Annotated in this window: 31 protein-coding genes; 28 read left to right on the forward strand and 3 right to left on the reverse strand. The window is 57.2% G+C overall.

What is annotated here, in order from left to right:
* Positions 1-5 precede the first annotated feature (5 nt).
* From AC5I5B_RS01920 to AC5I5B_RS02010, 19 genes are all read left to right on the forward strand, one after another.
* A complete protein-coding gene (locus AC5I5B_RS01920) occupies positions 6-1,376 on the forward strand; it encodes an anti-CBASS protein Acb1 family protein (protein WP_495752243.1) in 1,371 nt (456 codons plus the stop codon).
* A gap of 2 nt (positions 1,377-1,378) precedes the next feature.
* Positions 1,379-1,639, forward strand: a complete 261-nt coding sequence (locus AC5I5B_RS01925; RefSeq protein WP_495752244.1) for a spike base protein, RCAP_Rcc01079 family — start codon at positions 1,379-1,381, stop codon at positions 1,637-1,639.
* Positions 1,639-2,760 carry a hypothetical protein gene (locus AC5I5B_RS01930; protein WP_495752245.1) on the forward strand — a complete coding sequence of 374 codons (1,122 nt, stop codon included), beginning with the start codon at positions 1,639-1,641 and terminating at the stop codon, positions 2,758-2,760. The genes AC5I5B_RS01925 and AC5I5B_RS01930 overlap by 1 nt, the downstream gene beginning before the upstream one ends.
* A gap of 3 nt (positions 2,761-2,763) precedes the next feature.
* Positions 2,764-3,213 (forward strand): hypothetical protein, encoded by a 450-nt coding sequence (locus AC5I5B_RS01935; RefSeq protein WP_495752246.1) that lies wholly within the window; start codon positions 2,764-2,766, stop codon positions 3,211-3,213.
* Between the two features lie 12 nt (positions 3,214-3,225).
* Positions 3,226-4,269 (forward strand): major capsid protein, encoded by a 1,044-nt coding sequence (locus AC5I5B_RS01940; RefSeq protein WP_425902518.1) that lies wholly within the window; start codon positions 3,226-3,228, stop codon positions 4,267-4,269.
* A gap of 60 nt (positions 4,270-4,329) precedes the next feature.
* Positions 4,330-4,707 (forward strand): hypothetical protein, encoded by a 378-nt coding sequence (locus tag AC5I5B_RS01945; RefSeq protein ID WP_495752247.1) that lies wholly within the window; start codon positions 4,330-4,332, stop codon positions 4,705-4,707.
* A gap of 6 nt (positions 4,708-4,713) precedes the next feature.
* Positions 4,714-5,205, forward strand: a complete 492-nt coding sequence (locus AC5I5B_RS01950) for a DnaT-like ssDNA-binding protein (protein ID WP_112278227.1) — start codon at positions 4,714-4,716, stop codon at positions 5,203-5,205.
* Entirely contained in the window at positions 5,206-5,562 is a 357-nt protein-coding gene (locus tag AC5I5B_RS01955; protein WP_495752248.1) for a hypothetical protein, read from the forward strand.
* Positions 5,563-5,572: 10 nt separating this feature from the next.
* Positions 5,573-5,851, forward strand: a complete 279-nt coding sequence (locus tag AC5I5B_RS01960) for a hypothetical protein (RefSeq protein ID WP_495752249.1) — start codon at positions 5,573-5,575, stop codon at positions 5,849-5,851.
* Between the two features lie 3 nt (positions 5,852-5,854).
* A complete protein-coding gene (locus AC5I5B_RS01965) occupies positions 5,855-6,157 on the forward strand; it encodes a hypothetical protein (protein WP_495752250.1) in 303 nt (100 codons plus the stop codon).
* 3 nt (positions 6,158-6,160) lie between these two features.
* Positions 6,161-6,283, forward strand: coding sequence for a hypothetical protein (locus tag AC5I5B_RS01970; protein WP_495752251.1), 123 nt, complete (start codon positions 6,161-6,163; stop codon positions 6,281-6,283).
* A gap of 3 nt (positions 6,284-6,286) precedes the next feature.
* Positions 6,287-6,421: a hypothetical protein gene (locus AC5I5B_RS01975; RefSeq protein WP_495752252.1), complete on the forward strand. Its 135-nt coding sequence runs from the start codon at positions 6,287-6,289 to the stop codon at positions 6,419-6,421.
* Positions 6,422-6,459: 38 nt separating this feature from the next.
* Positions 6,460-6,834 carry a hypothetical protein gene (locus AC5I5B_RS01980; RefSeq protein WP_495752253.1) on the forward strand — a complete coding sequence of 125 codons (375 nt, stop codon included), beginning with the start codon at positions 6,460-6,462 and terminating at the stop codon, positions 6,832-6,834.
* A 23-nt stretch (positions 6,835-6,857) separates the two neighbouring features.
* A complete protein-coding gene (locus AC5I5B_RS01985) occupies positions 6,858-7,529 on the forward strand; it encodes a phage minor head protein (RefSeq protein ID WP_495752254.1) in 672 nt (223 codons plus the stop codon).
* Positions 7,529-7,951: an HK97 gp10 family phage protein gene (locus tag AC5I5B_RS01990; RefSeq protein WP_479817303.1), complete on the forward strand. Its 423-nt coding sequence runs from the start codon at positions 7,529-7,531 to the stop codon at positions 7,949-7,951. Before AC5I5B_RS01985 ends, AC5I5B_RS01990 begins: the two co-directional genes overlap by 1 nt.
* On the forward strand, positions 7,948-8,340 hold the full coding sequence (locus AC5I5B_RS01995) for a phage tail terminator-like protein (protein ID WP_495752255.1): 393 nt from the start codon (positions 7,948-7,950) through the stop codon (positions 8,338-8,340). Before AC5I5B_RS01990 ends, AC5I5B_RS01995 begins: the two co-directional genes overlap by 4 nt.
* An 18-nt stretch (positions 8,341-8,358) precedes the next feature.
* A complete protein-coding gene (locus tag AC5I5B_RS02000; RefSeq protein WP_495752256.1) occupies positions 8,359-8,823 on the forward strand; it encodes a hypothetical protein in 465 nt (154 codons plus the stop codon).
* Entirely contained in the window at positions 8,823-9,269 is a 447-nt protein-coding gene (locus AC5I5B_RS02005; protein WP_495752257.1) for a hypothetical protein, read from the forward strand. The genes AC5I5B_RS02000 and AC5I5B_RS02005 overlap by 1 nt, the downstream gene beginning before the upstream one ends.
* A gap of 98 nt (positions 9,270-9,367) precedes the next feature.
* Positions 9,368-9,619 (forward strand): hypothetical protein, encoded by a 252-nt coding sequence (locus AC5I5B_RS02010; protein WP_495752258.1) that lies wholly within the window; start codon positions 9,368-9,370, stop codon positions 9,617-9,619.
* Positions 9,620-9,836: 217 nt separating this feature from the next.
* On the opposite strand, the gene AC5I5B_RS02015 is transcribed toward AC5I5B_RS02010, so the two are convergent.
* Positions 9,837-10,322 carry a DUF2513 domain-containing protein gene (locus tag AC5I5B_RS02015; protein ID WP_495752259.1) on the reverse strand — a complete coding sequence of 162 codons (486 nt, stop codon included), beginning with the start codon at positions 10,320-10,322 and terminating at the stop codon, positions 9,837-9,839.
* Between the two features lie 59 nt (positions 10,323-10,381).
* On the reverse strand, positions 10,382-10,633 hold the full coding sequence (locus tag AC5I5B_RS02020; protein WP_495752260.1) for a hypothetical protein: 252 nt from the start codon (positions 10,631-10,633) through the stop codon (positions 10,382-10,384).
* Between the two features lie 50 nt (positions 10,634-10,683).
* On the opposite strand from AC5I5B_RS02020, the gene AC5I5B_RS02025 reads away from it, so the two are divergent.
* Genes AC5I5B_RS02025 through AC5I5B_RS02065 form a run of 9 tightly spaced genes read left to right on the forward strand, consistent with a single transcriptional unit; the run spans position 10,684 to position 19,605 of the window.
* Positions 10,684-12,681, forward strand: coding sequence for a hypothetical protein (locus tag AC5I5B_RS02025; RefSeq protein WP_495752261.1), 1,998 nt, complete (start codon positions 10,684-10,686; stop codon positions 12,679-12,681).
* Entirely contained in the window at positions 12,674-13,324 is a 651-nt protein-coding gene (locus tag AC5I5B_RS02030; protein ID WP_495752262.1) for a hypothetical protein, read from the forward strand. Before AC5I5B_RS02025 ends, AC5I5B_RS02030 begins: the two co-directional genes overlap by 8 nt.
* Positions 13,321-13,908 (forward strand): DUF2163 domain-containing protein, encoded by a 588-nt coding sequence (locus AC5I5B_RS02035; protein ID WP_112416402.1) that lies wholly within the window; start codon positions 13,321-13,323, stop codon positions 13,906-13,908. Before AC5I5B_RS02030 ends, AC5I5B_RS02035 begins: the two co-directional genes overlap by 4 nt.
* A 23-nt stretch (positions 13,909-13,931) precedes the next feature.
* On the forward strand, positions 13,932-14,168 hold the full coding sequence (locus AC5I5B_RS02040; protein WP_495752263.1) for a hypothetical protein: 237 nt from the start codon (positions 13,932-13,934) through the stop codon (positions 14,166-14,168).
* Between the two features lie 4 nt (positions 14,169-14,172).
* A complete protein-coding gene (locus AC5I5B_RS02045; RefSeq protein WP_495752264.1) occupies positions 14,173-14,577 on the forward strand; it encodes a DUF6950 family protein in 405 nt (134 codons plus the stop codon).
* A 6-nt stretch (positions 14,578-14,583) separates the two neighbouring features.
* Positions 14,584-17,415 (forward strand): phage tail protein, encoded by a 2,832-nt coding sequence (locus tag AC5I5B_RS02050; RefSeq protein WP_495752265.1) that lies wholly within the window; start codon positions 14,584-14,586, stop codon positions 17,413-17,415.
* 18 nt (positions 17,416-17,433) lie between these two features.
* Positions 17,434-17,667 (forward strand): hypothetical protein, encoded by a 234-nt coding sequence (locus AC5I5B_RS02055; protein WP_495752266.1) that lies wholly within the window; start codon positions 17,434-17,436, stop codon positions 17,665-17,667.
* Entirely contained in the window at positions 17,660-19,243 is a 1,584-nt protein-coding gene (locus tag AC5I5B_RS02060) for a fusion protein (RefSeq protein WP_495752267.1), read from the forward strand. The genes AC5I5B_RS02055 and AC5I5B_RS02060 overlap by 8 nt, the downstream gene beginning before the upstream one ends.
* Positions 19,244-19,245: 2 nt before the next feature.
* Positions 19,246-19,605, forward strand: coding sequence for a hypothetical protein (locus AC5I5B_RS02065; RefSeq protein ID WP_495752268.1), 360 nt, complete (start codon positions 19,246-19,248; stop codon positions 19,603-19,605).
* A 14-nt stretch (positions 19,606-19,619) separates the two neighbouring features.
* Here the strand turns inward: AC5I5B_RS02065 and AC5I5B_RS02070 are convergent, their stop codons facing one another.
* Positions 19,620-20,801: an acyltransferase family protein gene (locus AC5I5B_RS02070; RefSeq protein WP_495752269.1), complete on the reverse strand. Its 1,182-nt coding sequence runs from the start codon at positions 20,799-20,801 to the stop codon at positions 19,620-19,622.
* Positions 20,802-20,992 lie beyond the last annotated feature (191 nt).

Genomic DNA, 20,992 nt, shown 5'->3' on the forward strand with positions numbered 1-20,992 from the left:
CACCGATGAACAATGTTGTGACGCTGGCGAACCGAGCAGTGCGCCAGCTGGGCGCTATGTTCCCCGGATTCTTTCCAGGTCAGAAGCACGATTACAACAAGGATTTCGGTTATCCCGACGCCATCACGTTCGATCTGCTCTACCGGATGTACCGCCGCAACGGCATCGCGACGGCAGCAGTAGACAAGACCGCGCTCAAGACATGGCAGGACACGCCATACCTGCTTGAACAGGAGCGTGACGGCTCACAGAAGGGCAAGAGCAAGGAAACGAAGCTTGAGAAGGAAATCCGTCTCAAATTCGCTTCCATGCGCCTGTGGGCCAAGCTGGCTGAGGCGGACCGCAAGTCGATGGTGGGCGGCTACTCAGGGGTTATTCTGAGGCTCCGCGACGGGAAGGGCTTTGACAAACCTGTCGATCGGGTCGGAGGTGGGCTCAAAGGTCTCTATCGCATCGATCCTGTATGGGCTGGACAGTTGAAGGTTTCCGATTGGAATACGGACACGACGTCGGAAACCTATGGCGAGCCGACGATGTACGAGTTCAACGAGGCGAATGTAGCCGACGAGAACCCGAACAAGCGCAGCCTTCGCATTCATCCTGACCGGGTATTGATCTGGTCTGATGATGGCACGGTGAACGGTCGCTCACTGCTGGAGCCGGGTTATAACGATCTGATCGACCTTGAGAAGATCAAGGGCGCAGGCGGTGAGGGGTTCTGGAAGAACGCCAAGAGCGCACCGGTGCTGGAAATGCCGGCCGATGTGCGTATCGCGGAAATGGCCAAGGCGATGGGCGTGACGGTTCAGGACATTGCCGACAAGATGAACGAGCAGGTGGAGGACTTCCAGAAGGGCTTCGACCAGATGCTGATGCTGCAGGGTATGCAGGCGAAGACGCTCGGTGTCACGCTGCCCAGCCCGGAACATTTCTTTGCGGCACCGCTTCAATCGTTCGCAGCCTCTGTAACCATGCCGGTGAAAATACTGGTGGGAATGCAGACAGGGGAGCGCGCCTCGACTGAGGACGCAGACGAATGGAACCAGACCAACATGGCACGCCGGGTGAATATCACACACCCGAACGTCATGGAGTTTGTCACCAGACTGGTGACATGGGGCATCTTGCCGGAGAAGGACTGGTTTCTCGATCAGGCGGATCTTACCGAAAGCTCGATGTCCGAGAAGGTGGACCGCGCCAACAAGATGGCGGACACCAACCAGAAGATGGGCAATCAGACCTACGTCTTCACGGATGACGAAATCCGCGCCGCCGTCGGTTACGAACCGTTGACCGACGCAGAAAAATATCGCGACGAGGCCGACGACGAGACGCAAGCCGCGCTCGGAAAGCCGGCCCCAACACAAGAGGAATAGTCATGGCTCCGCGGAACCAGTTTCCGTCGCGTGGTTCGCTTGACAGCGCCACCGATGCGTTTTCGATCGCGCCCAGCGATACCGTCGACCTTACCGACGTCCCGCGCGCTATCTGGGTGGGAACGGGCGGCAATATCGCCCTGGCAATGGCATCTGGGAATGTGACGCTTATGAACGTCGCTGACGGGACTTTGCTTCCTGTCCGCCCAAGCAGAGTTCGGGCGACCGGCACGACTGCCTCCAATATAGTGGGGCTGCTGTGATGGGTAAAACAGTTCGCATCAACATTCGCTCGGTTGCCAATACAACGGCCATTCGGAAAGAAAAGCGAAACGGCCGTGACGTAGTTATCGTGCCCAGCGCCACGCTGCCGGACAACATCGTGATGAACGGCATCATGTATCCCGCCGACGAGATCGAGAAGAGTTTCGCCGGTCTCGAGCGCACGCCGGCGCCGCTAGGTCACCCGACCATCAACGGCAAGTTTGTTTCCGCGAAAGACCCTGAAGGCATCAATCTCGGCTGGATCGGCGCATGGAATGAGAACCTGCGCCGGGAGAACGGTCGGGTGTTTCTCGACAAGGTGATCGACGTGGAGACGGCAAGTCGCTCGGAAGGCGGTAAGCGTGTCCTGAACGCGATCGAGAAAGGCGAGCCTGTTCATACCTCGACGGGCCTCTTTGCTCTCCTTGAGGCTGCAAACGGCGATGTGCCGTACAAGAATATCGCTCGCGAGATCGAGTTCGACCATGACGCTATCCTTCTTGATGAGGATGGTGCGGCCACGCCTGCTGATGGCGTCGGCATGATGGTCAACTCCAAAGGCGAGCAAGAAGAAATCGAGGTCATCAACTCTGCCGTCGAAGACGCGGATCGTGACCTGGATTGGGCAGTGGAACATCTCGCCCGTGCTCTGGACCGTCGGCAAAAGGCTGGCGTTCTGGATCGAATGAAAGCCGCGATACTGGAAGCCCTAGGCTTTTCCGAGCGGGAATCCTCAACCAATCGAAAGGAAGACGAAATGTCTGTCTCTGATGAGCAGTTCAAGGCGCTTTCCGATGAGGTCAAGACCCTCTCGGAAGGCATGGCCAAGATCGGCGACACGATCGGAAATGCGGTGACGGCGGCATTGAAGCCCGTACTCGACGCACAGGCCGATCTGGTGGCCAACCAGAAAGCCAAGGATGACGCCGAAAAGGCTGAACTGGTCGAGAAGGTCGTGAAGGCGAACCTGCTCACCGAACCCGTTGCCAAGGAACTGACGCTGAATGCGCTCAAGGAACTGGCGTCAAAGGCTGAAGTCGGCAAGGCAACCGGCCTCAACTCGGCATTCAAGGGCAATGGCGATGACAAGCCTGCCTTCAAGCTTCCGAAGGGAGAGTAAACGATGGCTCGCTACAACAAGATCTATGCCGGTCCTGTTTCCGAGGTTCTGCCGCAGGTTCAGGAGCGCATCTGCGCTGCTGCAATCCTCCCTGGCACGGCCCTCGTGGAATCTGGTTCCAGCTTCGCCCAGGCCGGCGCAAACGCTGCCGGCAAAATCTACATCGCGCAGGATAACTACCTCGCGATGAAAGGTGTCGATGACGCAACGCTCGCCAATGACCGTATCGTCGGCATGGAACCGCTCGATGAGCAGTTCTTCAACGTCCGCGTCCCGACCGGCACCAACGTCACCCGCGGGGCCAACCTGACTACCAACGGCTCTGGCAAGTTCGTCCTCGCGACGACTGGTCAGAACGTCAAGATGGTGGCCGAAGAGGCCTACAACAACACGTCTGGCGCAGACCAGCTGGTGCGAGCCCGCAAGGCTCAGCCCGGCACGGTCCAGGCATAAGGAGAAGTCGACATGCGCTACTTTGACGAACAGCTCGTCGCCAACTCCCGACCGCATGCGGAATGGTGGGCTGACGTTTCCATGAACCGTGAGCACTTCCATCAGGTGGAAGAGCATATGGCATCGCTCTCGAATGCCGCCGCTATCCTCCCGCGCGATGCGTGGATCGATATCGACAGCATCACCCGCCGCGTTCTGCGCGACGATGAGGGTGAGGTCTATATGCGCGACCTGATGGCTCTGGCTCGCCCGATCAATATCGGCAAGCTCGTCAGCATGACCCGCGTGGCCTCCGATTCCTCCAACCCGGTCATCCGCTCCATGTCGGGGCAGGTGCCGGTTCCGATGGACAAGGTGGTCTATGCCTTCCGCGGCACGCCGATCCCGATCTTTCAGGACGGTTACGGCCGTGAATGGCGCGAGTGGAATACGCTCCAGTCGGAAAACTTCGACGCCATCGCAGATGACGAAGAAGCGGCAAACGCCAAGATCAAGAAGGATCAGGCCGATTATGTCCTCAACGGCGATACCTCCATCGTCTTCCAGGGCTATTCCGGCACGGGCATCCGCAGCAACCCGCTGGCGAAGGCGATCAACATCGGCGCGTCCGGTGCGAATATCGACCTGACGTCGACTGCCACCACATCGGATGCCATCGACAACTTCTTCACCCAGACGCTGGGTGCGATGCTCGATGCCAATCTGATCACGGGCAAGGTGAACATTTACGTCTCGCCCGAGATCGGTCGCAACCTCGACCGCTCCTACTCCGGCTCGGCCGGCTTCAAGGGCGGCTCGCTGCTGCAGTATCTGCTCACCAATCGTCGCATCAACAAGATCGAAGTTACCTTCAAGCTCTCGGGCAACGAGTTCTTCGGGTTCGTTCCTTCGGCTGAGTTCATCCGCCCGCTGGTCGGCATGGCGGTGAACACCACGGCGATGCCCCGTCTTTACCCGACGGCGAACTATCAGTTCCTCAAGATGGGTGCGATGGGCCTCGAAATCCGGGCCGATTACAACGGCAAGAGCGGCGTCTTCTACAGCACGTCCACCTGATCATGAGCCTCGCCTTCGGGCGGGGCCACCATCATCAACGGCTGTAAGGAGGCCGAACCAATGAAGATTCGTTTGAAAGCGCCGGCTGGTCTCAGCTCCACCGGCATTTACGGCAAAGACGGCAAGGAAATGGAAGTCGGCGCCGTGCTTGACCTGAAGGAAGAGCCGCAGGGCTGGGCTGGTCGTTATGACATCCTCGAAGGCGACGGCGCCGGCGAAGACAAGGCCAAGGACAAGGGCGGCGCGAAGACGGCCATCATCAATCCCGCTGAAGCCAAGGCTCCATTCCAGGCCAAGGACAAGGGCGGCGGCTGGTGGGCCATCTATGACGCCGACGGCAAGGAAGTGAAGTCTCTCCGCAAGGATGACGCGGAAATCTTCAATGCCCTGTCCGACGAAGACAAGGCCGCGCACGTCGCGAACCTGAAAACGGAGTAACGAGACATGGCAGGCTATGGTGATGACGGCGGTTTCACGGCGTGGCTATCCGATAACGGGTATGTTCTCCCCGCCGATGCGCCAGCGCCTGCCGTTCTCCGCAACCGTGGGAGCCAGTACATCGATGCGGTGTATGGCTCTCGGTTTGTCGGTTCCGTTGTAGACGCCACGCAGGAACGCCAATGGCCGCGTGAAGGCGCTATCGTGAATGGCAAGCTTTTGCCTTCCGATGTGGTGCCGATCGCCGTCATAAACGCCTCATATCAGGCGGCATGGCAGGAAGCGACGAACCCCGGCAGCCTCAGCGTGGTCGGCTCGGCGTCAGGCGCTGTTGTGCGTGAAAAGGTCGGGTCGCTTGAGGTTCAGTATGCCAACGCCCAGAGCGACGGCACGGCTACCTCGATCACCCCGTTGATTTCCATTGTCGATGGGATGCTGGCGCCGTTCCTCAAGGACGAAGACTTGCCCTATATCGGTATCTGGTCTGTGGGGTGCTGAATGGCAACCTTCGACTACGCCCGCGCAAGGGCCACGGCTGAAAGGCTGATCGCCAAGTTCGGAATGCCTGGCGCCATCCGCCGCATGGTCAAGACCGGCCCAGACTACGACCCCGAGATCACCGAGACTGATTATCCGTGCACGCTGGTCACGCTGGAATATGACGACGCCAAGTTAGACGGCACGCTGATCCGCAAGACGGACAAGCTGATCTACGTTTCGACTGCTGGGCTTAGCATCGCGCTGGCAGAGAGCGACAAGGTCGTTGCGGCTGGCGAAGTGTACGCCATCGAGAACCTGAAGCCGCTGTCACCGGCCGGTATTGTGGTCTATTACGAGGTTCAGGGCAGGCGATAAGGGTAAGGCGATGACAGAGACGATGATTGAACGAGTGGCTAGGGCAATCTGCGTTGCCTCCGGGCTCGACCCTGACAGGCCGTTCTCATCCTCAAACTACAGCAAGGAAACCGAGCCGCAGGAGTTCGCGTGGCATGAGTATCTGCCAGAGGCTCGTGCGGCTATCAACGCGATGCGCGAGCCTACAGAGGCGATGGAGGATGCAGGTAACTCTGCGACCTACATTTGGATCGATGAAACCTCTGCCGATGTTTGGCCGAGGATGATCGATGCGGCGCTAAAGGAGTGACCAGTGGCTGAAACGATGATCGACAGGGTGGCAAAGGCCATCAAGGCCGAAACTGACAAGTTCGATATGCCGGTCAATCTCTACATCGATCCGGAAGCTGGCGCCCGATTTGAGCGTGAGAACCCCGGCAAAGACCGCTTTCTTGATGCTGAACTTGACGAACTAGAAAGCTACAGGATCATCGCGCGAGCAGCTTTGACAGCCATGAGCGATCCCACTCCACAGATGAAAGAGGCGGCGAACTTTTCGTTCGGCTCCGGCGAAGAATCGTACCAAGACGCCATCAAGGCGGCCCTCAAGGAATAACCATTGAACGACAACGTGCCGCCATCGATCGCAGCCCGCATTCTCGTGCGCGGCGTGATCATCGGCTTCCTTATTGCATGCGCCGCAAGGCTTGGCTGGGCCGCTGGTGGCTGGTTGATGGGATGAGGCATGAAAACAGAGCACAATGGCGCAAAGAATGGCGACAAGCGCGGCAAGCGCCATGAGGTGAAGGCCATCTCGAAGAAAACGCGGCGACAAAACGACAAGGCAGAGATTATGAACCGTTGTCACCGGGCGGTTTGACCGATTAAGTACACCATCATCAAGAGCTAGAGGGCCTAATGGCTTTTCCATCAGAAGTTCAGGCCATCCTCGATGCGATGGAGCCCGAGGTCCGTAAGGCGTTTCTTGACGCCATTGGCCGGATCACCTCGCAAGCACAGTTGCAAACGGTGATCGGCCATGTCCAGAACGGCAACATAGAGGCCGCTATCGCGGCGCTACGCGTCGATCCGGTATTCTTCCAGCCATTGGACCGGGCTCTATCTGACGCCTACTACAGGGGAGGAGTGGCGGCGCTGGCTGCACTCCCGAAGATACCAGACCCTTTTCGGGCGGTTCAGCGGTTTTTGGCTTCAATGGAAGACATGACCGCGCCGGCCTGTGGGCAAGATCACATGTCGCAAACCTCATCACCTCCATTACCGAAGGAGTGAGGCAGGCCGTTCGCGAGACCATCGTGGAAGGCATTTCGCAGAATAGGACGCCGCAGGCCATCGCGCTTGATCTGGTCGGTCGGAAAAGCAAAGTCACTGGCCTTCGCGAGAATGGGTTGATTGGCCTCACACCAGCCCAAGCACAAACGACGCTCAAGATACGCAATGCGCTGCTCACAGGAGACCGTGAGGGGCTTTCTGACTATCTCGGCATGAAGCTGCGCGACAAGCGCTATACGGCTCTCGTTGAGGCTGTGCGGCGGAATGGCTGGGACGCGGCGCTTGAGTCTTACAACAAGCGGCGCACGGTCAAGGTCACAAAGGCCGAATTGATCGCCACGCTGATGGCGGATCACAAGTCTCGCGCCTTGCGCTTTCGTGCTGACCTGATCGCAGAAACAGAGACGCTGACCGCGCTTCGTGCAGGACGGCATGAGGGATACCAGCAACTTCTCGAAAGCGGGACGGTATCTGAAGACCAGATCGAACGGTCGTGGGACGCGACCGGCGATAAGCGCACGCGGCCGGATCATATGGCGATGGAAGGCCAGAAGGTAATCGGTCTGTCGGCGCCATTCGTCGCTCCTGACGGTTCTCGGATGATGTTCCCCGGCGACACCTCGCTTGGAGCGCCGGCAAAGCAGACCATCAGATGCCGTTGCTTTGAACGGATCAGGATAAGGTACATCAGGTAATGGTGAAGCAAACCCTCTCTGCATCGGTCCGGCAGTTCGCCAACATGACCAAGATGCAGATGCGGGACGTGTTTGCCGAGTCCGTGCAGGATGTTGTTGACGCTGCGCAGCTTCCCCGCGCCAAGGGCGGAAGGATACCGGTCGACACCGGAAACCTTCGGAACAGTCTGGCCAGCGGGTTGAATGGCACCATCGGCGCCCCAGATGCCAGCAGTTACGTTGTCACGCTCAGTCAGATGGAAATAGGCGATATCGCGCAGTTCGCGTGGACGGCTCCCTATGCCCGAAGGATCGAGCTTGGGTTCTCCGGGACCGACAGCTTGGGCAGAACGTACGAACAGTCTGGCGCGCACTTCCTGGGCTCGGCTGTGGCGCAGTGGCCGCAGTTCGTGACGGCCAACGCAGCAAGGCTGAAAAAATGAACCAGACGAATATCGAGTTGACCCTCGCAACTGATTTTGTTGCGGCCGCGGGGACGTGGAAGGTCGCAATTCCGAACGTCTCTTTCGATGGGACAAAGCCCTATCTCAGGTTCGAGATTGTGCGTGTGTCCAGTCGAGACGACACCCTCGAAGGGCAAGCGACCATCAACAAAGGCCGGATCGTCGCGACCGTTGTCACCGAGCAGGGCAAGAAGAGCAAAGACGGAAACATGAAGGCCGATGAGATAGCGGTTCACTACCCTATGGGACGGCGCATACCGATAATCGACGGTGAGATAGTCATCATCGCGCCGCCGAACATTCAAGAGGGCTTCCCTCAAGACGCGGATTGGCGAACGCCAGTCATCATCGACTACGAAGCTTCCTAACTCTGAAAGGATAAGGGCATGTCTACTTCTGACATCGGCCACCAGTTGTTCTTCAAAGCTGGTGCGCCAGCGACTTTTGACGAAGCTGGCTATGAGGCGCTGTTCACCACGGGCGCAATCAAGGTCAACGGCATCCAGTCCATCGGCCCGGTCGGCGGCACGAACGCCATCATCGACGTGCCGGATCTGGAAAGCGGCTGGATCATGGGCGCCAAGGGTGCCAAGACCGGATCTGCTACCGCTATCTCCATGCGCGAGATCAAAGGCGATGCAGGCCAGGCGGCTGTGAAGGCGGCGGCCAAGGAAGGCCCGCATAACCTCTATTCGTTCAAGATCGTGGAGCCTGGCGCCAGCGGCGATGTCGAATACATCACGGGCATTTGCCACGACTGGCAGCGCAACGAGCGTTCCACGACCAGTTATGCCGGGTACACGTTCAGCATCCGTGCGAACTATGACAGCGTTGTCGCAGAGGCTCCCTGATGGATTTCACACAGTTCGATAGCCGCAAGGCATCTGAGAAGCCCCGCGCGCTTCACCTGAAGCACCCCGGCACTGGCAAGCTGCTCTATGACGAGGACGACAAGGCGAAGCCCTGCCGGGTTCTTGTTCTCGGCATCGAAGGGGCAACAGGCCAGACGTCCATCCTCGAAAGCCAGCGCGCCCGCATGAAGGAAGATCGATCGGCCGGCGAGCCTGTAACGGTTGAATCCATCCATGCCAATCTCGTGAAGGACTTCGCGCCCCTAGTCGTCGGCTTCGAGAATATCAGCCGCGGCAACAAGGCAGCGAAAGCGCCTGATGACGTTGAGTGGTTCCTGAACCTGCAGGTGGTCAACGGGAACCGGGCGCAGAAATCCTTTGTCGAGCAGGTGAGGGACTTCGCCACCGATCGGGCGGCTATCCTGGGAAACGAGAGCGCCAGCTAGTCTTAGCTGCCCAGCAACTCGGCTGGCTGGCGTCCACGATCACCAATGAGAAGATGAGCCGGGGGCAAAAGTACCTCGTCTCAGGCGTTATTCCGCCGATGCCTGAACTGGAGGCCGGCGATTATCTTCTTGATGCCCTCAAGGAACTCGGCCCGATCCGCTCGAATGGAATGGGTCTTGGAACACCGGACTGGCAAGAGCTGGTGGCCTTCGCGTCAGCAAATGACCTTGCACTCCAGCCTTGGGAGTTTCGACTGATACGAAAGATGGCTTCGGCTTACTTGTCTGGTTTCAACTCGGGCAAAGAGCCTTTGAGCATTCCGCCGATGGAACGCGAAACTGACCGGTGAAAAGGCGGCTCCGGCCGCCTCAACTGTTTTAGGAGACGCAAATTGCCAATAGCAAAAGAGATTTGGATAGAACAGATCAGGCCTACGGAAGAGGCTTCGATTGTGGCGTCATTCGATCTTTATGAGCAGGCGCAAGGCGATCCGGCAGGAGTTGGTAAGCCTTTCGCTATGCCCGTCCAGGGTATCGGCGAAGTCTGGTTTCAGTTCGTCTGCTGCCTCAAAGGCCAAGCCATTTACTCAGCGAGGCTACCAGATCCGGAAGCTGATCAAGCCCAGAGTCCAGAGCCTTCTCAGCTAATTTACCGAGAACTTCTGCGGGGGCCTCTTTGATCTTGGCTATCAACGAGGCTTTGACCGTATCGTTTGCTCCGGATTCCTTCACCTTTTGAATGAGGAGGGCCTTGATGGTTTCCTCGTGAAGCTTAACGGTCACAACGCCAAGGATGGCGGATAGCCCGCCATCATCTGTGATAAAATCAATGCCCTTCGCCGTGATCTGTGGATTGATGACGTGCACCTCGCCATCCATAAATGTTTGCCACTTCGCGGTAATCAGTCCATGTTCGCACAGGTAGTAAAGGTTGTACTTAACCTGCCTTTCATCCCTGTCTTTGAAAGAACTCCGCATATCTGCAGGTTTCGGATATATCTCCGAAAGCTCACGCAAAATCTGCCGTTGAAAGTCACGATCAAGCAACTCCATGCATTACTCCTTTAGCTAGGCGCTAGAAAAGGAGCATGGATGCAATCGGGAGTCGAGTCTTAGTCTAGAAGGCCGTTAGCAATACACCACTTTCGGTTACGCTCTTCTCGTTCTGTAAGGTTCGGGCCGAACGGCTCCTTACAGCGTTCACGCATGATCTGTTCGTCTTTGATTTGCAGTGCTTGAAAACTTTGTTCAGCCTTTTGCCGCTCGGTAAGCGGCTCTTGGCTGATAAGGGCCCAGGCGCCGATGGCGGTCAAAATAGCAGCGCCGCCTAAACCTGCGGCTACCATCCTCATCTTTGTATTCATACTCTCCTCCGGTGCGGCTCAAATTCTGCCCACAAGACAGGTAAAACCGAATGGCTGATTTCGCAACGCTAGTCCTTGCCGCGGATTCCCGTAGCCTTAAGGCTGGCGAAAGGGATCTCGATAGCATCGGGTCGACGGCTGAACGCGCGGAACGCCGCGTGAACAAGGCCACCGACAATATGGTCAAGGGCTTTACTGCTGTGGGTAGGCAGTCAACGTTTGCCGGCCAGCAGATGCGGATGACGTCCATGCAGTTGAGCCAAGTCGCACAGCAGGCTTCTATGACCGGCGATTGGCTGCAAGCTATCGCAATTCAACTTCCTGATTTGGCTTTGGCCCTCGGGCCGGTTGGCATTCTTGCTGGCGCTGCGGCGGGTGCCCTCCTGCCGTTGGTTGCGAATCTAGCGATGACTCAGGAAGAGTCCGCCGATCTTGCTGAAAAAATTAAGGCTCTTGAAGTCGCTACGCAAGCCTACGAAGAGGCGGTCTCGAATGCCTCATTGTCAGCCAAGGATCTGGTTGACCGGTTTGGAGAGCAGGCAGAGGGTGCACAACGCGCATATCAAGCTCTTCGGCAGCTTCGTGAACTTGAATATGGGGACAAGCTACGCCAGGCCAGTGATGCTATCCAATCCAGTCTGCAGGACATTGAGGCGTCTGTGGATCGCTTCCAGACGGCAACACTGAATTTCCTTCCACGAGAGGCCATCATGGCTGCCCAGCAGGAAACTCAGTACCTTGCTCGTGAATTTGGGCTAACAGCAATTCAAGCTCATGAGATCACCAATGCCCTGAACGAACTTGAAAGAGCCAATGGTCCGCGCGAGGTGGCAGACGCAGCTTTGAACCTTTCGAACACGCTTAAGGATGCGGCAGATGAGGGCGCAAAGCTCCCCCCATCTCTTCGAGATGTCCAGAAAGAGGCATTGAGGACCTATCTTGAAGCTTCCCGTTTTGAAAAACTGCTAGGCACTGCCAACGACACTGCCGCTACCTTGGCCGGGACGATGGGTTCAGTCGCCAACGAGGCAAACAGGGCAGCAAATAACATCGCGGCGGCTATCGATGCCCAACGCACTAAGGCCGTTATCGACCAGCTCGGGCCGCTCAATACCCTGAATGCTTTCGAGCGGACTCCTTTCCAAGATGAAATGCAGCTGCAGAACGAGCGGGCAGAGAATACGAAGAGCCAGTATCAGCTTAATGCCGAGCGTGAGGCTCGCAGAGGAAGCCGATCTAGAAGCGCCGCCATCAGTCGTGCAGAGCGCGAGCGGCAAGCCGTCTCGGACCTCATTGACGAACTGAAGGAAGAACTGAGCCTCGTCGGCGCCACAGAGACCGCCAAGCGATCGGCAGCAGCCATTCGACAGGCTGGTGCCGCGGCGACTGATCAGGAGAGGGAAGCGATTGCCAGCCTCATCACCCAGATCGACGCCGAGCAAGAAGCCCGTGATCGACAGATCGACACCATGGATGAATACAAGGATAGCGTCGGGAGCGTTCTCGATGACGTTCGCTCGGCTATGGACGACGGCAAAATCACTTGGGACGAGTGGGCCGATATTGCTCTTAACGCGCTCGATAAGGTGATCAGCCGCATTCAGGACGATCTGCTGGACGCGATGTTTAGCGTGAACAAAGCCTCCAGCGGGGGCGGCGGTGGTGGGTTCCTGAGCAGTCTGTTCGGCGGATTGTTCGGTGGTGGCACTGGCGGATTTGCGAAGCTACCATCGGTCGGTCCTGTTCCTATCGCTCGCCCCAGCTTCGATGGTGGCGGTTACACGGGCTCAGGCTCGCGTAGCGGTGGTCTCGATGGGAAGGGCGGCTTCTGGGCGATGATGCACCCGGATGAAACTGTAATTGACCACACCAAAGGTCAGTCAGCGTCCAGTCAAACTGGTGGCACGTCTGAAGTGCTGGTTAACCTTTCACCAGAGCTTGTGGGTCAAATCCTCGAACAAGCGCAGGGCCAGACGGTCAAGATCGTGGGCCAGAACAACAAAAACCAGCGCAACCTCTATCAGAACGGACAGGCGCAAGATGGCTGATCCTATTTTGCTTCCGGTTATTCCTTGGAGCCAAGTCGATTTCACGCCCGTAAGCCCCGTTTCCGCCAACAGGATGGAGGGCAGACGGACGGAAGTTCAAGCATTCGGGACGCCTTACTGGACAGCGAAGTTTTCCACCGGAACTCTTCTGCCAGCCCAATCGGGTTTGTTTGACGCGTTCATGATGAAGGCCGACGCCAGAGGTACGACGTTTCTGGGATATGACGTATGGCGGCCCCGGCCAATTGCCATGGATACGGGCGCACCTCTATCCGGCACAAAGGCTGGAGGCGGTGCGTTCAATGGTCAGGTCTTCTTTCAGTCGGTAAGCGCAAACACCCTTTATCTCGGCGGTCTACCGGCGGGATTCGTATTCTCTCCCGGCGATTACATTGAGGTTCGGAAAACCGTTCTCATCAGATCGTTGCATCGCATTGTTGAGCCTGCGGTAGCCGATGCAAACGGCTTCGTTGCCGTTCAGATCATGTATGCGCTCGACACCCAGAACTTCCCATCAACGTGCACTGGCCACCTCGAAAAGCCGGCGTGTTTGATGATGATCGATCCCGGCAGTGCGCAGGCTCCAAAGTCGCTGGGAAGCCGAGAAACGTCATTCACCGCAACTGAGGTGTTCCACTCATGAGCCTTGATCCCGTCGTCGCAGCGCAGATCGAGAAGGGCAGGATTGCCCGCCTTGACCTGATCCGCTTCGATCTTCCCGGCAAGACGGTGGGTTATCATCGGGGCGGCCGATCCTATACCTATAACGGCCTCGTCTATCTGCCGAACCGATTTCTCGACATCGGCAGCATGACGTCTGCTGTCGGTACTGCGGTGACCACCCGCACCATCACGTTTTCGGATATCCCGGTGACTGACCCAGACGATGCGGTCGCGCGGATCGAGGAGTTCGACTACCAGAACTCACCGGTCATCATCGCCCATCTTTGCGGCGTACCCAACACGAACGAGGTCTTGGGTATCCTCGCGTCGTCTATCTATGAGATCGACCAGGTGCGTTACAACAAGGGTGCTGTATCGGGTTCTGAGCGCACGCTGACGATGGAAATTGATCTGCAGCCGCCGGGACGCTCGGCGCGCGGCTCCACGGGCGTCAAGCGCTCGATAGCAGAACAGCAGTTCGACAACAGCCCGACAGACACTGGCCTAGAATATGTGGCCACAAACGCCAGCATTCCTGAGGAATGGGGCCAGAGGCAGGGCTGATAGCCAAACATCGGAGAACATCCATGAACCGCAGATCGTTTCTCGCGGCGCTTTGTGCTGCCTCGATTCTTCCGGCGGCCAAACTGATAGCTGACAATCAGGAGGTTATGCCATTCCCGTTCAAGAAGGGGCCACTCATTTGTCAATTCACTGAGTGCGGCGCGCTTTCCGATCTTTCGGCGAAACTCGGCAACGTCGACATCTCGAATGCTTACATTGGCACGCTGGTCGTCAGCCAGTCAAATATCGAGATGGGCTGACCAAATGAACCGATTCCGAATTGTTGAAGCTACGCTCACCGCGGAGCTTGCGAAGCCGTATGCCTATGGCACAGCCGATTGCTTCTTCTTAGGCTGCGCGATGATCGACGCGCTCACTGGTGCTGAGACGGCAAAGAAGTATCTCGGCTCCTACAAGACCCTTGCAGGCGCTCAGAGAGCGCTCAGGAAGCGCAAGCACAAGTCGCTGGTGACATTCTTCGAGGCCGAACTGGATCAAGCTCCCAAGGGTGCTGCTGAAGCAAGGCTGGGTGATCTGGTCATTCTCCGGCTCGCGGATGGCGCCGAACACGTCGGTATTTGCCTCGGTCTTCGATTTGTCACGAAAACACCTGCTGGCCGTGAGGACTACGGCCTCGGGGACGTCGTCGCCGCTTTTCACATCGGATAATCACCAATGATTTTTACAGCTATCGGCACGCTGCTTGCGGGCACGGCGACGATATCGTTATTCGGTGCGACTGTCTCCCTCGCATCGGTCATTGGTGGCGCGCTGGCCTTCGGCACTAGTCTCGCATTCAGTTACCTCAAGCGCCCGAAGAAGCGCACCTACACGGCTGTCCAAGGTGAGACGCAATACGGCGGCGATATCGATGTTCAGGCGCTCTACGGCCACGGCAAGACCAAAGGCCAGCGCACCTATTATGCGAAGTGGGGGCAGGGCAACAAATACAACGCCGAGGTTTTCGTGCTGGCCAACGGCTGGTGCGATGGCCTTTTCGATTACTGCTTCGTCTACGGTGAGCGCCGCGCGCTGATCCAGGTTGGCAACATCGGCGGCGAAGCTGCACATTATCGTGTCGACGGGTTCAGCGACAAGATATCGATCCGGTTCTACGATGGACGTCCCGGCCAGCCGGTTGACGCCAAGCTGGTTGCGGACACGGCGGCTCTCGGCAACACGTGGAAGAGCACGAGCGTCAATGCTGGCCAGTGCTATGTGATTGTCGAGCGACTTTATGACAGCGCGCTATTCGAGAAGGGCAAGCCCGATTTCGAGTTCGTCATGCGTGGTCTGCGCGAGTATGACCCCCGCAAGGATTCGACGGTTGCCGGCGGCTCCGGCCCACAGCGCATCAATGATCCCGCGACGTGGGTGTTCACGCGCAATCCTGCCGTCCATCGCCTGAACTATCAGCTCGGCCTTCGAGCATTGAACTCTGGCCGCACGCTTATTGGTGAGGGCAAGTCGCTCGGGCAACTGGATCTGGCAACTTACTTCGTCGCCATGAACGTGTGCGACACCATCAAAGCCGGCAAGCCGACATATGAATGCGGCCTCTGGGTAACAGGCGCTGACGATCATACGGAAATCCTCAAGGAGTTTGAGGACGCGATGGCTGGCTACGGCCTCAATCGTCGTGGCCTGTCTGGCGTGATCGCAGGTGCGCCGCAAATTCCGGTTCTGGAAATCACCAAGGATGATCTCGATACCGGCCGGTCGAGCGAATACCAGTTCAAGAAGTCGGCTTTCGAGCGCTATAACCATATCTCTGGTCAGTTCCTTTCGATTGTGGACCTCTGGAACCCGCAGAGCCTGAAGCCAGTATATTCGAATGCAGACGTGGCCGCCGATGGGCGCAACAGGCAGACGAGCAATGACTTCCTCCAGGTCACAGATCCTGATATTGCGCAGTACCTTCTGACGATCCGATATCGTCAGAACCGCATGGGCGGCACGGCCACTTTGCCTGTCAGTCTTCGCGTTGGCCTGAAGGTTCAGGAAGGCGAGTGGATCGTCTGGAATGGCCGTACATGGATGATCTCCGAGTGGCTGTGCGATGAGAGCTTCAACATCACGCTGAGGCTTTCCGAGACCAGCGCCGATATCTACGATGACGGCGGCATTGATCCGGGCCCGGTGGTTATTCCACCGACGCCGCCGATCAATCCTTCTATCCTGACGACCGTGCAAGACTTTGCGGTCGAAACGGGCATGATTGAGGGCGCGGAAGGCTTCCAAACGCCGGTTCTCCGGTTCTCCTGGGACCCGCCGCAAGACCCGTCTATCATCGAGGTTATCCTTGAATATCGGATCAGCGGCCAGACGACGATCTATACCGATGTCTGCAAAGACCCGGAGACCGTGAATGAGTTTGGGCGGGTTGAGTATCAGACCTCGAAGGATGTGATCTCGGGTGTTTTCTATAACGCCCGCGCCACAATCCGCACGGTCCCTGACCGGTTCAAAACCTACACGCCGTGGGTAACATCGGCCAATGTCACCGGCAATCAGACGGTGTTCGCAGAGGTTGATCTGTCGAACATCGAAGATGCCCTTGGCTGGCTCCGCAACAGCACAAGAACGGCGCAGGACGCCATTGACGGCCTCATTGCGGGCATGATGGAACTTTCCGTTGTCGCCTACAAGGATACCCGCAATCTCGCCAGAGAACTGTCTGTAGAGCTTGGTGCGGCCCGTGCTGAATATCGCGAGGATATCCAGCTTGCCGTGAACGAGACGATGGCTGTCGCCGGCAAGGTCGAAACACTGACGGCTGCGCTCGGCGGCAACACGGCGTCGATCAATATCGCCTGGGCTGCGGTTGCTGCCCCATCTGGTTATGCTGCTCGATATGGCATCACCGCGGCTGTCAATGACGAGCAGTATCGCTCTGCTTCATTCCTCATGGATGTGCCGTCGAACCCGGCCAGCCCGACGCGCATCATTCTGAAGGCGCAGCAGGTCATTATCGGGAATGATGACGCATCGATCCTCCGTAACCCGTTCACATATCAGGGCAACGTTCTTTATCTGGACGACGTCAGGGTCAACCAGCTATCAGCGCTGTCGGGTGTTCTCGGTAACGTCGATATTTCGAGTGCTTACATCGGCACACTGACTGTGGGAACGTCGAACATCTCACCTGGAGCGATCACCGTAGCGGCCGTGGTGAACGGCGAAAGCTTCACTGTTACCCATGGCGACGGCGCTCCCAATGTACTCCTTATTTGGAAAACCAGAGGGACCATGAGCACAACGGTAGACCCGCCAGGATTGGCCACCGCTACCATGAGGCTCCTGGAGAACGGAAACGTCATCGATGTTGCACACAGTTCGTCGGTTCAGAGTGGCGCTACGGCCTATCTAAACTCGAGTGTCAACTTCCGCCCTCCCTCTGGCCGCACGCAGACGACGTTCAGCATGGATAGCATTGCTGGCCCATCGGGTGCGCTAACAAGCGGTAGTCGCGTTTCCGAAATAACGGCGTTGGTCTTTAAGCGCTAACCTCAAAATGGGTGTAAAATGACAACTGGAAACCAGATGCAGGTTGACGCTTCGTTCATCCTGCAAGAGGCGGAAGTGCGCGAAGCCTTCTTGGTGAATCGCACGCTTCTGCTCTCCCATCAGCTTCTCATGCAGAAGCAGGAAAACAAGATCCTTCTCGACAAGATCAACGGCCTTGAAGCCGATTTACGCCTCGCGCGTGGCGAGGGCGATCCCGTCGATAGCGTTAACGGAGCATCCGATAATGGCTAACACCACATGGTACGGCGACGGCACGGCAACTGTCGCTGTCGGCTCTCGCACTGTGACCGGCACGGATACCGGCTGGCTGACGGAAGTTGCCGGGCTGACGCCGATCAAGGCGGGTGACAAGTACGGCATTCACGTTGGGCGCCCGATCGTCATCGAGCAGATCATCAGCGATACGGAGCTGTTGCTTGCCGATGATTGGCCCGGTCCTGCCCAGACTGATGCTCCGTACAAGATCGAGCTGACGAACCCAACCATCGTTGCCGTCGAAACCATGCGGCGGTTGATGCTCAGCCTGAGTGGCGGCAATCTGTCCAGCATCGCTGAAACCTCTGTTGGTACTGATGACCTGCTAATTGGCATCGGTCCCGGCGTCTTCAGCACGATCAACAAGGCGGCTCTCGTCCAAGGCGTGCAGTATGATGCGTGGGCGGCGAACCTCGCAGATCGTGCGGCCTTCGACGGACAGCCGGCAGGGTATTCAGTTCTGGTTGTTAACGTAGGTGACGGACGAGCCGCACTCTACATCAAGATATCTTCTACGGCTGGAGACTGGAGCGCACCGTCTTATATCACAGGCCCTGTCGGTCCCGCTGGCGTCAACCAGCGCGGCAACTACAGCGCGGGCACGGCCTACGCGATCCGCGATATCGTGCAGTTTGGTGGGTCAACGTGGATCGCCAAGGTAGCGACGACCGGCAACGCGCCACCGACACTCCCGACGACCGAGAACACACAGTGGCTTCTGTTTGCTCGCTCCGGCACTCCCGGTGTTGTGGATCGCGGCACTTACAGCGGCGCGACTGCCTACGAGACAAATGACATCGTTCTCAACAACGGCTCGACGTGGATCGCGCTTCAGCCTACCACGGGCAATGCGCCGCCTGTTTTGCCGACCGAGAGTAATGCCTACTGGCGGCTGCTGGCCCGCAAGGGAACTGATGGCTCGGGTACGGGTGATGTAACCGGCGCTGCGTCTTCGGTCGACGGGCAGTTTGCAGCGGCCAATGGCACTTCCGGTAAAAGCCTCAAGTTCCTAACGACGGCGCAGGCGCGGCAAGCGATTGGCGGTTGGGAGCCGATTGGAAACCCGGTAAGCCTGATCGGCGTAGGGCAGGCGATATGGACTGATCTTTCGCCGTTCGTCTCCCTCATGCTGTCCGTTGAGGGGCGAGCTAATACAGGGGCGACGTCAGGGATATTGCTGGCGCAAGTCAGTACGGATAATGGAGCCAGTTGGGCGGCGGGTGCGAGCGATTACCCATACTTCTCGCTGTCTCAAGAGGATACGTCCGTAAACGGGCAGGCAACTTTGTCTAACCCGTATATGGTTCTAAGCCGCGAGAGTTTAGCGGTCGCAAGTCTATTCATGCTCACATTCAGAATCGGGAATTTCAACAAGGCTTCTGCTTCGATGTTCGAGAGCAAGGCTGCATACGCACGCCTTTCTGGTTCGAACAGGCAAGACCTGAATTCCGGTTACTTCGGCGGAGCAGCAGTGAAGAACGCATTCAGGTTTGCCTGTTCCGGAGGCGCATTCGTCACTGGATCGGCGGAACTTTTTGGCATTAGGGGTTGATCATGAAGAAAGTCGTGAATGGCGAAATGATAGAAATGACGCAGGATGAGATCGATGAACTGCGATCACTTGTAACGCCTGCTTCCCCAACAATTACCGACTATGAGGACGCCGTCCAAGATATGATTGATGCAACGGCGAGGGAGAGAAGCTACAGAAGTGGCGACTCTCTTGCCTCTTTTGCCCTGTCAACAAATGGCAAATGGGCCGCGGAAGCGCAGGCCTTCATCGCGTGGCGAGATAATGTCTGGCGGTATGTTTTCAGCGAGAGAGAAAAGTTCCTCTCAGGTCAGCGACCCCAGCCAACTATCGAGGGGTTCCTATCGGAAATAGCCAGAATCGCGTGGCCTGTTTCATTGTAACTAACGCCGCCCAGTCACCCGCGCCGGGGCTCATCAGACCATGCTTGAACATAGGCCGCCTGACAAAGTTTCTGCAGTGGCTTCTCGATGTAAATGAATGAGACGTGAGATAGCGCGACCATCGCGACCACCCACACGATGAGGGTGATACCGCTTTCAAATATGGACGTGCCGATCCCGAAATAAGAAAGTCCGATCAGGATCGCCACTTGGATAGGGAAATGCCATAGGTACGACGAATACGTTGTGTCGCCGAACCACTTGAGTGGCTTAAGCCGAGCTTGCACTGACGGGCTGAAATCCAGCCATCCAACCAGCAGGACAATTGGCGGGAAAAGGAAAAACTGGACGTTAAAGAACGGCATATGCGGTAGCTTGCCAGCGCCAACGTAGTAAGTGAACGTTGCCAAGCTCAATATCGCAGGCGCGAAGAGGACAATCGGACTGTCTCTGAATTTTACGAGCCAGTAATAGAGGATGCAGCCTGAGAAGAAGAAGAATGCGCAGATATGGAAATTGTTTATCGGAGACTGCTCATTCAGGAGCAGAGACATCGAAACAACGATGAACGCCGACGTCAGCAGTCCAAATGCAAAGATGCGGCGGGCCAGGAGGAAGAAGACAGCGTAGATCGCCAATTCCACCGAGACTGACCAGATCGGGCCGTTGAAGTTGACAGCCTCCGTGAAGCCCCATCCGGCAATGAAGAAGAGGTGCCGCACGAAGTCGGTCCCCGAGTTGCCGGCGACCATCGTGTAATGCCCCAAGAGATTGAAGCTGACCATCTGTAACAGGCCAATCGTAATCAGCGTGATGAAATGAAGCGGGTAGAGGCGCGCGAAACGCGCGGCGATGAAATCTGAGGCTTTCACGCTTTTCCCGCTATACACATGCGAGAACACGAACCCGGAAATAACCCAGAAGCCCCCAACTGCCCAATATCCATATTCGTAAAATGGCATGAGAAGCCAGTAGAGCGGCTGGTCTGTGCGGACGAATGCGGGATTGTTGTTGAAGAAGTGGTTGTAATGCCAGACGAGAATTACGACCGCTGCGAAGGATCGCAGGACATCCATTCCGTAAAAGTGGCGCACTTTCGCGACCGCCGCGTAGTCGGCGGCAGATAGCGGGCGCAGCAAAGAATAATCGGCAGCTAACCCACGCGGCTTTTGAAAATCCACAGCCTCAACGGACATCGACACCCCCTCCGCATCTGAGTTTATTCGAAAAATCAGATGCAACTGCTAATGTCAATTATTTTGCTTTGCTAATGCAATGCTAAGGCGAGAATTTCCGCCTTTACGCGGCCGGTAGCGTAACCCGGCACCAATAACCCACAATCAGGAGAAGCCTCATGTTGAAGGCTGATGTCGCGCGCTCGATTGAG

This window comes from Agrobacterium sp., assembly GCF_059499945.1.

What these genes read in the sequence shown, in the direction of transcription:
- AC5I5B_RS02040 (WP_495752263.1), top strand. Translation starts at nt 13,932, where the DNA reads ATGAACCGCAGATCGTTTCTCGCGGCGCTTTGTGCTGCCTCGATTCTT.
- AC5I5B_RS02045 (WP_495752264.1), top strand. Translation starts at nt 14,173, where the DNA reads ATGAACCGATTCCGAATTGTTGAAGCTACGCTCACCGCGGAGCTTGCG.
- AC5I5B_RS02065 (WP_495752268.1), top strand. Translation starts at nt 19,246, where the DNA reads ATGAAGAAAGTCGTGAATGGCGAAATGATAGAAATGACGCAGGATGAG.
- AC5I5B_RS01935 (WP_495752246.1), top strand. Translation starts at nt 2,764, where the DNA reads ATGGCTCGCTACAACAAGATCTATGCCGGTCCTGTTTCCGAGGTTCTG.
- AC5I5B_RS02025 (WP_495752261.1), top strand. Translation starts at nt 10,684, where the DNA reads ATGGCTGATTTCGCAACGCTAGTCCTTGCCGCGGATTCCCGTAGCCTT.
- AC5I5B_RS01945 (WP_495752247.1), top strand. Translation starts at nt 4,330, where the DNA reads ATGAAGATTCGTTTGAAAGCGCCGGCTGGTCTCAGCTCCACCGGCATT.
- AC5I5B_RS01960 (WP_495752249.1), top strand. Translation starts at nt 5,573, where the DNA reads ATGACAGAGACGATGATTGAACGAGTGGCTAGGGCAATCTGCGTTGCC.
- AC5I5B_RS02030 (WP_495752262.1), top strand. Translation starts at nt 12,674, where the DNA reads ATGGCTGATCCTATTTTGCTTCCGGTTATTCCTTGGAGCCAAGTCGAT.
- AC5I5B_RS01975 (WP_495752252.1), top strand. Translation starts at nt 6,287, where the DNA reads ATGAAAACAGAGCACAATGGCGCAAAGAATGGCGACAAGCGCGGCAAG.
- AC5I5B_RS01995 (WP_495752255.1), top strand. Translation starts at nt 7,948, where the DNA reads ATGAACCAGACGAATATCGAGTTGACCCTCGCAACTGATTTTGTTGCG.
- AC5I5B_RS01950 (WP_112278227.1), top strand. Translation starts at nt 4,714, where the DNA reads ATGGCAGGCTATGGTGATGACGGCGGTTTCACGGCGTGGCTATCCGAT.
- AC5I5B_RS01980 (WP_495752253.1), top strand. Translation starts at nt 6,460, where the DNA reads ATGGCTTTTCCATCAGAAGTTCAGGCCATCCTCGATGCGATGGAGCCC.
- AC5I5B_RS01925 (WP_495752244.1), top strand. Translation starts at nt 1,379, where the DNA reads ATGGCTCCGCGGAACCAGTTTCCGTCGCGTGGTTCGCTTGACAGCGCC.
- AC5I5B_RS02020 (WP_495752260.1), bottom strand. Translation starts at nt 10,633, where the DNA reads ATGAATACAAAGATGAGGATGGTAGCCGCAGGTTTAGGCGGCGCTGCT.
- AC5I5B_RS02055 (WP_495752266.1), top strand. Translation starts at nt 17,434, where the DNA reads ATGACAACTGGAAACCAGATGCAGGTTGACGCTTCGTTCATCCTGCAA.
- AC5I5B_RS01940 (WP_425902518.1), top strand. Translation starts at nt 3,226, where the DNA reads ATGCGCTACTTTGACGAACAGCTCGTCGCCAACTCCCGACCGCATGCG.
- AC5I5B_RS02005 (WP_495752257.1), top strand. Translation starts at nt 8,823, where the DNA reads ATGGATTTCACACAGTTCGATAGCCGCAAGGCATCTGAGAAGCCCCGC.
- AC5I5B_RS02010 (WP_495752258.1), top strand. Translation starts at nt 9,368, where the DNA reads ATGCCTGAACTGGAGGCCGGCGATTATCTTCTTGATGCCCTCAAGGAA.
- AC5I5B_RS02000 (WP_495752256.1), top strand. Translation starts at nt 8,359, where the DNA reads ATGTCTACTTCTGACATCGGCCACCAGTTGTTCTTCAAAGCTGGTGCG.
- AC5I5B_RS02015 (WP_495752259.1), bottom strand. Translation starts at nt 10,322, where the DNA reads ATGGAGTTGCTTGATCGTGACTTTCAACGGCAGATTTTGCGTGAGCTT.
- AC5I5B_RS02060 (WP_495752267.1), top strand. Translation starts at nt 17,660, where the DNA reads ATGGCTAACACCACATGGTACGGCGACGGCACGGCAACTGTCGCTGTC.
- AC5I5B_RS01930 (WP_495752245.1), top strand. Translation starts at nt 1,639, where the DNA reads ATGGGTAAAACAGTTCGCATCAACATTCGCTCGGTTGCCAATACAACG.
- AC5I5B_RS01990 (WP_479817303.1), top strand. Translation starts at nt 7,529, where the DNA reads ATGGTGAAGCAAACCCTCTCTGCATCGGTCCGGCAGTTCGCCAACATG.
- AC5I5B_RS02035 (WP_112416402.1), top strand. Translation starts at nt 13,321, where the DNA reads ATGAGCCTTGATCCCGTCGTCGCAGCGCAGATCGAGAAGGGCAGGATT.
- AC5I5B_RS01920 (WP_495752243.1), top strand. Translation starts at nt 6, where the DNA reads ATGAACAATGTTGTGACGCTGGCGAACCGAGCAGTGCGCCAGCTGGGC.
- AC5I5B_RS02050 (WP_495752265.1), top strand. Translation starts at nt 14,584, where the DNA reads ATGATTTTTACAGCTATCGGCACGCTGCTTGCGGGCACGGCGACGATA.
- AC5I5B_RS02070 (WP_495752269.1), bottom strand. Translation starts at nt 20,801, where the DNA reads ATGTCCGTTGAGGCTGTGGATTTTCAAAAGCCGCGTGGGTTAGCTGCC.
- AC5I5B_RS01955 (WP_495752248.1), top strand. Translation starts at nt 5,206, where the DNA reads ATGGCAACCTTCGACTACGCCCGCGCAAGGGCCACGGCTGAAAGGCTG.